This is a genomic window from Sphingomonas sp., from assembly GCF_041661885.1.
Taxonomy (GTDB): domain Bacteria; phylum Pseudomonadota; class Alphaproteobacteria; order Sphingomonadales; family Sphingomonadaceae; genus Sphingomonas.
The window spans coordinates 19,879-27,852 of sequence record NZ_JBAZTL010000014.1; the positions used below are offsets into that span (position 1 = coordinate 19,879).

A 7,974-nucleotide genomic window follows, 5' to 3' on the forward strand; every position below is an offset into this window, starting at 1 on the left:
GTCGCTGTGCCTGAACAGGCGGGGCCCCCCCTACTCAGGCACGGCAACATGACGTAAGGCTAAGGCCAGTTTCCTTAGGCGGCCCTCGGGCTTTTGGATGGGGGTAAAATGGCGCCGCCACACAATCGGCGCCCGGGTTTTTCGCGGCGGGCGCAATATGGTTTCTTCCTGACCTATGTCATCGCGTTGGCGGGTGCGATCGTCAGCGCGGTTTTGCTTGCCTTGTCCTCGCTCGATCCCCCCGCTTTCGCGTCGCTCCGCGCCAGCCTTGCGGAGGTTACCACGCCAGTATCCTCGGGGATTTCGGGCGTGGGCAACTGGTTGGGCGCGATCCCGGGCGGCATTGGGGATTATCTCGCGGTACGCGGCCAGAACGCCGCCTTGCGCAAGCAACTGGCCGATCAGCACGCGCTGTTCATGCGCGCGCGGTCGCTATCCTATGACAATCGCCGTTTGCTGGCCTTGCTCAAGGTGCGCGAGCGCATTGCCGAGCCGGTTGTGGCGGCGCGACTCGTCAGTTCCACAGGCTCCAGTACGCGGCGCTTTGCGGTGCTCAACGCCGGGTCGTGGCAAGGCGTCGCGAGCGGTCAACCGGTGCGCGGGCCCGAAGGCCTGATTGGCCGCATCCTCGAAACCGGGCCGAACAGCGCGCGCGTGCTGCTGCTGATCGATCCGGAAAGCGTGGTGCCGGTCCGCCGGACCCGCGACGGTGTGCCCGCGCTCGCCGCCGGGCGCGGTGACGGGTTGATCGACGTGAAATCGGTAGCGCTCGCCACCACCGATTTCGGGCCGGGCGACGTTTTCGTAACGTCGGGCACCGGCGGCATCTATCCGCCCAACATTCCCGTCGCGCGCGTCCTCCGGCGCGGTCGTGATGCCTCGGTCGCGCGCAGTTTCGCCCAGGCCGACACGCTGGATTACGCATTGGTGCAGCGCGCCTTCATGCCCGAGCCGCCGCCCATTCCCGTGCCAATCCCGACCCCAAAACCCGCCAAGCCCAAGAAGAACAAATGAACCAGGTTCGCGGCCCGTTCGACGAGGCACCGGTAACCGGTTTTCAGCGCTTCGTGCCGGCGCTGTCAGTGGTGCTCGGCTCGGCTTTGACCTTGTGGCCGTTCATCGCGACCTTTCCGATCCTGCCACCGTTCGGTCTGCTGATGTTGCTCGGCTGGCGTCTGACCAAGCCCGATTCGCTCCGCATCTGGGCACCGCTGCCGCTCGGTCTGTTCGACGATCTGGTCAGCGGACAACCGCTCGGCGACGCGATGCTGTTCTGGATGCTGTGCTTCTTCATGATCGACCTGATCGACCAGCGCGTCGTCTATCGCGATTTCTGGCAGGACTGGTTGATTGCCGCAGGCTCGGTTGCTTTCTGCCTCATCATGGGCCGCCTGGTTGCGGCACCGCTCGGCGCACATGTCGATACCGTCCTGCTGCTGCAGATCGTAATCGCAACCCTGCTTTTCCCGCTTGCCGCGCGCATCTGCGCGATGCTGGCGGGTGATGAAGAGCCCGCATGAAACGCGCCACCTTCGCGCAATCCCCGCGCATGGTGACCGAGGCGTCGCAAAGCTACAGCTTTTCGCGCCGCGCGATTTTGCTGGGCGGGGTGCAGGGCGCGGTCGGCCTGGCGCTCGCCGGGCGGATGGCGTGGCTCGCCATCGCCGAAAACGAACATTACAGCACGCTTAGCGAAAGCAACCGCGTCAACATGACGCTGGTGCCACCCCGGCGTGGCTGGATCGTCGATCGCCACGGCGCGCCCATCGCCAACAACCGCACCGACTTTCGCGTCGACATCATCCCCGACCGGCTGGAAAACAAGGGCCATGTGCTGGGCTTGCTGCGCGACATCCTGAAGCTGCCGCCCGAAGAGATGGACCGGCTCGTCGCCGATCTGGAGCACGCTGCCGGTTTCCAGCCGGTGCAGGTGGCGGAAAACCTCGATTGGGAACGCTTCGCCGCCGTCAGCGTGCGCTTGCCCGAACTTCCGGGTGTTGCCCCCACGCGCGGCTTTTCGCGCAGTTATCCGGCGGGTGCGGCGGTCGCTCACTTGACCGGTTATGTCGGCGCGGCCTCGGCAGACCAGTATAAGCAGACGCGTGACCCGTTGATGGTGACGCCGGGCTTCAAACTGGGCAAGGATGGCCTGGAAAAGACGCTGGAATCGACACTGCGCGGGGTAGCTGGGCAAAAGCGGGTCGAAGTCACCGCACGCGGCAAGCTCGTCGCCGAACTGGCGACCCGGCCCGATGCGCCGGGTGCCAACGCCCGCCTGACGATCGATGTCGGCCTGCAGGAATATGCCGCGCGCCGTCTTGGCACCCAATCGGGCTCGGTCGTCGTGATCGACTGCCTGACCGGGGAGATGCTGGCGATGGTGTCGATGCCAGCCTATGACCCCAACGCTTTCTCCGACGGGATCAGCCATCTCGAGTGGAAAATGCTGTCGGACAACGATCACGTGCCCTTGATGAACAAGGTGCTGCAGGGACTTTATCCACCGGGCTCCACCGTAAAGCCGATGAACGGGTTGGCGTTGCTCGAATCTGGCGCGGATCCCGGTCAACGTGTCAACTGCACCGGCGCACTGCGGGTCGGCAATGGCATCTTCCATTGTCACAAGAAGAGTGGCCACGGCCCGCTCGACCTGAAGAACGCCATCATGCAGAGCTGCGACATCTATTTCTACGAAATGGTGCGCCGTCTTGGCTATGACCGGATCGCGCCGATCGCACGCGCGGTCGGTCTCGGGCAGAAATTCGACTTGCCGTTCAACTCGCAGCGTTATGGCACCGTGCCCGACCCCGAGTGGAAACTGCACAAATACAGGCATGACTGGACCGTCGCGGATTCGCTCAACGCCTCGATCGGCCAGGGCTATGTCCTCGCCAATCCGCTGCAACTGGCGGTGATGGCCGCACGCCTCGCCTCTGGCCGCGCGTTGCAGCCAAGCATCCTGGCCGATCACGTCCACCGCGGAGCCGCACCGCTCCCCGTCTCCCCCGCCAATCTGCAACTCGTGCGCAACGCGATGTACGGCGTCGTCAATGAAGGGGGCACTGGCGGAGCGGCGCGGATGCTCGTCCCCGGCGTGACGCTGGCCGCCAAGACCGGGACCGCGCAGGTCCGCCGCATTTCGCTGGCGGAGCGGGGATCCGGCGTGCTCAAGAACGCTTCGCTCCCATTCAAGCTGCGCGATCACGCGTTGTTCGTGTGTTTCGCGCCAGCCGACAATCCGCGCTACGCCGCAGCGATCGTGCTGGAACATGGCGGCCACACCGTGCGCAATCTGGACACGCCGCTGATTGGCCGCGACATCATGACCTATCTCTTCGACCGCGACCGCGCGCTGGCATCGCTGGCCGAGGCCGAGCCGACCTGGGGCGGCGATATCAAAACCCGTATGGCGGCCGAATCCGCCGCTTATCGCGCCGCAGCCGGGGCACCGCCACCAGCGGTAGGCGCGCAAACCGAGCTGAACGCGACCGCGCCGACCGACGCCCCCGCCGTCCGGGCCGCCACGGCGGCCGATGTTGCGGCAGCAGAGGAGCTCGCCAACACCGCCGCCCCTGGCAACACCGTCGCCGAAGATGGCACCACCGAGCGCGACGTACCATGAGCAGCCTCAACTTCGTCCCTGCCCCGCTGGCGCAACTGCCGTGGAAAATCCTGCTGCTGGTGATCGCGATCGGCGGTTTCGACCTGTTCGTGCTCTATTCGGCGGCAGGCGGCAGCGTCCGGCGGTGGGCGCTGTCGCAGGGGATCCGCTTCGTCGTGTTTCTGGCGGGAGCCATCGCGCTGTCACGCGTGCGCGAAACGACGTGGAGCAGCCTTGCCTTGCCCGCTTACGGCGTGCTGTGCGTGCTGCTGGTGCTGGTGGAGCTGATCGGCGCGGTGCGCGGCGGCGGGCAGCGCTGGCTCGATCTTGGCATCGGCTTCCGGCTACAGCCTTCCGAATTGATGAAGCCGTGCATCGTGCTCGCCTGCGCGAAATTCTACGATATGCTGCCGCCAAACGAGACACGTCGCTTCGGTGCGATCTGGCCTGCGGCCATACTGATCCTGGTGCCCGCCGCCTTGGTGATGAAGCAGCCCGATCTTGGCACCGCGCTGATGATCGTGATCGGCGGCGTGACGGTGATGTTCCTGGCGGGCGTGCCGCTGCGGCTGTTCATTGGCGGGGGGCTGGCACTGGCGGCGGCGGTTCCGCTCGCCGTCAATTTCGTGCTGCACGGCTATCAGCGCAACCGCATTCTCGTGTTCCTCAACCCCGAAAGCGATCCGCTCGGCATCGGTTATCACATCAGCCAGTCGAAGATCGCGATCGGATCGGGCGGCATTTTCGGCAAGGGCTTCCTCAACGGCACGCAAAGCCATCTCGATTACCTCCCCGAAGGCCATACCGATTTTGCGCTGGCAACGATGATGGAGGAATGGGGGCTGGTCGGCGGCGTACTGTTGATCGTTGCCTTTGTCGGGATTGTGCAATGGGGGCTGGCGGCGGCATTGCAGGCACAATCGCGCTTTGCCCGGCTGACCGCTGCCGGGCTGGCCGCCACGATCTTTTATTATGTGTCGATCAACATGGCGATGGTGATGGGCCTGGCCCCGGTGGTCGGCGTGCCGCTGCCGCTCATCAGCAATGGCGGGTCGTCGCAAATGACCTTCATGCTGTGTCTCGGAATCCTGATGTCGATCGACCGCGCCAACCGGCAGACCACCCGCTGGTAATTTTTGTGACTTTTCCGCAAAAAAGGGTTTGCAAGCCGCGGCGACACTGCTAACCGGCCACCTCTCGCAGCGGTCGCGCCACCAAGCGCATCGCAACACTGCCGCGATGGACGCATAGCTCAGTTGGTAGAGCAGCTGACTCTTAATCAGCGGGTCCTTGGTTCGAGCCCAAGTGCGTCCACCATCTTTTTATAGAATACAGTAACTTACTGACCATGCAAACTGAGGCGATCGGCATAAGGTCGCGCTAGGTAACCGGGTAGGTATCAGGACATTTTTTTCTCTCTCCTGACTTCTGAGAGTGTTTCAGATCGGCCAACGCCGCTCGCGTGCAGCTTTTCGTCGCTCACTGGCCCCGGCGCTCTGCGCCAATCAGGACAAGCGCCCCGATATCCTCGCTCGTCGTGCCGGTCGGCGACCCGGCAAACACAGGTTAGCTGCAAGCCATTCGCATGAGCCACCTGACGCAGATATTCGCTGCGGCACTCCGCCCGGCAAGCGCGATACTGAAAATTGGATCGGTCATCTGAAACCTTCCTTCCTCGGCAGGATGCCGCACTGGCGGCGACATGCGGCTCTGCCTTCCGGCGAGGATGGGAGGGGGAGGGAAAGCTGAATCGCCGCCCTGGCGCGGGCCAGCGGGCGCGCAGCGACCGCCACCAGGGGGCGGCTATTCTGCTTCGGGAACGAGAGGGCAAAGCCCTTGGCGTTCCCGCACAATCAAAGGAACGGAGGCGATCAGCCTCCCTCAGCCGCAGCGCGGCACAGGCAACGGCACCCTTGCACGGCGCGCGCCGACGGGCGACCTGACGGCAAGCAGAGCGAAGACAAGGATGTTGCGCCATCGGCGCAGCGCCGCCAGTCGGAGCGAATGCGTGGCCGGCGCTCGCACGGCAAGGAGAGCGGCAAGAGCGCCAGCGGGTCAGCGCTAAGACTCCGCACCCTCAAGGAGCGCAGCGGGAAAGAGTGCGGCCTTAGAAAATCCCGCTCATTTTCCCACGCTCCCGATCGTCACCCGAAGGGCCAAGACTACAGGCCTGGTTCGCGCAGCGAATAGAGCGGGTTGCCCGAAGGGCAGCTCCAAATCGCTTCAGCCAAACTGCTTCACCAAAAAATCGAGGGTCATATTCTCGGCAATCGCATCATGCGGAATCAGGGCATATCGCCACGGCTTCCCGCCGTAGGAACGCGCATGTTCACTTGCCCAGGCGCACCACTGGACCGCAACATCGCGCTTAGCCAGAACGTCCTTGTCCTCCATCTGCGTCGCCATTTTTGGTTCGAGCATCAGGATGCAGTCGTCAGTCTCCGCGACAAAATCGGGCTGATATTCGAGATGGTCATGGCCGCTGCGATAATACATCTGGAACTGCCCCTTGGCGGGCCGTAGCCATTTCAGTGCCTCGCGTTCGAGGATAACGGCCAACTTGCGCTCTGTGTCCGAATGGAATTTCGCCACCGTCGAGAGGCACTTCGTGAACCCGCCGAACAGATACCGCGCCATATTGCTCTTGTCGGCGGGCGGCACCCGGAAATCGAGGGGGGCTTCGCGGGATACCGTAAATGCAGTTTCCTTTAGCTCCGAGAAGCCTTGCCGGATCTCATGGTGATATTCGACCGCCTCGTCCTTCCAGAAATGCTCCTGCATCTGGGCATGAACGGCACGCGCGATTTCGCGCTGGTGCAATGACAAGACCTGCCCGGCGTCCGTCTCAGAAAGGTAGGTGAGAAAGTGCCGCGCAACCTGTCCGGCAAGCTCATAGAGCAAGTCGGCATGTTCATCATAGGCAATGTCGGAAAAGTCGATCAGCCCGCTGACGACATAATCCTCCAACCGGTCTTCAAGCAGATTGCCTTGTGACAGGCCGATAATATCGACCTGATCGGTGCGCAGATGCTTGGCCCAAAGCTCGTCACTGGGCGCGGGATAGCGCATCCCGGACAAGTCGAGCGTGAACGGTTTGAAGCCCGCCTTGACCTCGCCCTTCGGCATTACGGTTATGCGAGGGATGTCGATCGTGCGCTCAACCATCAATTTCGCGGTCGCGGCGATTACGGCTTCTATATCCGGAGCAGGCTTGGCGATGCCGTCGAGTTCCAGCTGCGGAGCCCGATACTGGCTGCGCACCTCGCGCACGACCTGTTCCTGCACATCGGCACGGGAAAGATAAGAAACGCTCGGCACCTTGTCAGGCTCACGCGCGAGCTTGCGGAAAGCATCATATGCTAGCTGCGCGACACGAATGTCATTCGGATCGGTGAACGCGGGGGTCTGCGCGGGGCCGGAAGCTGTCGCCGCCCCCTCACTCTGCGCGGATTGCAGGCCGAGACTGCCAAGGATCGTTGGCGATGCCACGACCGTAACGGTCTTGCGGGTCAAATCCGCTTCATCAAGCACAAGCTGCTTCAAGCGGATTGTCGAGTTGGGATCGTTCGCCGCGTCCACAATTTCCTGAAACCGGTCATGCGCGACGATGTTCAGGCGATCCACGGCGGCTACACCGGTGCGCTTGCCGTAAGGCAGGCGCAGACCGCGCCCGATGCTCTGCTCGATCAGAGTCCGCGCGTTGGCGGCGCGGAGCGGAATGATCGTGTAAAGGTTGGTGACGTCCCAACCCTCTTTCAGCATGTTGACGTGAATGACGATCTCGACCGGATTGTCATTCTGTTCCACCGTCAACAGCTTCTCGACCGTCTCCTCTTCTTTCACGCTGGAATCGACCTGGATCACCTTGTCGGCATAGCGCCCGTCGAAGAACGCATCTGATTGGATCAGTCGGGTCAGTTCCGCCGCGTGAGTGGTATCCCGGGCGATGACCAGAACGAAAGGTTTGACGATCCGCTCGCCATTTTCGCGCGCATAGGTTTCCAGATCGACCTTGACGCTTTCATGCAGACGAACGCCATCCTCCAGCTTCATCGTCTGGATCGCTTCGGGCGACTTGCCCACAGGATTGAAATCCTTGCGGGTGACGACCGCGGGTTCCTTGACGAAGCCATCTTCCATCGCGCGGGCCAATGGGTAGTCGAGGACGACATTTTTGAACGCCACCGGCCCGCGCGTGCTTTCAATGAATGGCGTCGCGGTCAGCTCAAGGCCAAGCACGGGCTTCAACTGAACCGCACCGGGATCGCCGGAGGCTATTTGGTTTAAGTTACGCGGCCATCGGGATGTCGTCCAGCATGGCATAGTATCGTTGCTCGGCTTCTGCGGGAGGGATGTTGCCGATGGGCTCCAGC

Annotated in this window: 5 protein-coding genes and 1 tRNA gene; 5 read left to right on the forward strand and 1 reads right to left on the reverse strand. The window is 62.9% G+C overall.

Translation table 11 applies throughout. From position 1 onward, the window contains the following. Nucleotides 1-108 precede the first annotated feature (108 nt). From mreC to WC704_RS17460, 5 genes are all read left to right on the forward strand, one after another. Nucleotides 109-1,014 carry a rod shape-determining protein MreC gene (mreC, locus tag WC704_RS17440; protein ID WP_372892261.1) on the forward strand — a complete coding sequence of 302 codons (906 nt, stop codon included), beginning with the start codon at nt 109-111 and terminating at the stop codon, nt 1,012-1,014. Continuing rightward, entirely contained in the window at nt 1,011-1,520 is a 510-nt protein-coding gene (gene mreD / locus WC704_RS17445; protein ID WP_372892263.1) for a rod shape-determining protein MreD, read from the forward strand. Before mreC ends, mreD begins: the two co-directional genes overlap by 4 nt. Next, nucleotides 1,517-3,622 carry a penicillin-binding protein 2 gene (gene mrdA / locus WC704_RS17450; protein ID WP_372892265.1) on the forward strand — a complete coding sequence of 702 codons (2,106 nt, stop codon included), beginning with the start codon at nt 1,517-1,519 and terminating at the stop codon, nt 3,620-3,622. The genes mreD and mrdA overlap by 4 nt, the downstream gene beginning before the upstream one ends. Then, on the forward strand, nt 3,619-4,734 hold the full coding sequence (rodA, locus tag WC704_RS17455; protein ID WP_372892267.1) for a rod shape-determining protein RodA: 1,116 nt from the start codon (nt 3,619-3,621) through the stop codon (nt 4,732-4,734). Before mrdA ends, rodA begins: the two co-directional genes overlap by 4 nt. 108 nt (nt 4,735-4,842) lie before the next feature. Further along, nucleotides 4,843-4,918 (forward strand) — tRNA-Lys (locus WC704_RS17460). Between the two features lie 906 nt (nt 4,919-5,824). Here WC704_RS17460 and WC704_RS17465 read toward each other — a convergent pair. Further along, entirely contained in the window at nt 5,825-7,849 is a 2,025-nt protein-coding gene (locus tag WC704_RS17465; protein ID WP_372892269.1) for a DEAD/DEAH box helicase, read from the reverse strand. Between the last annotated feature and the right edge of the window lie 125 nt (nt 7,850-7,974).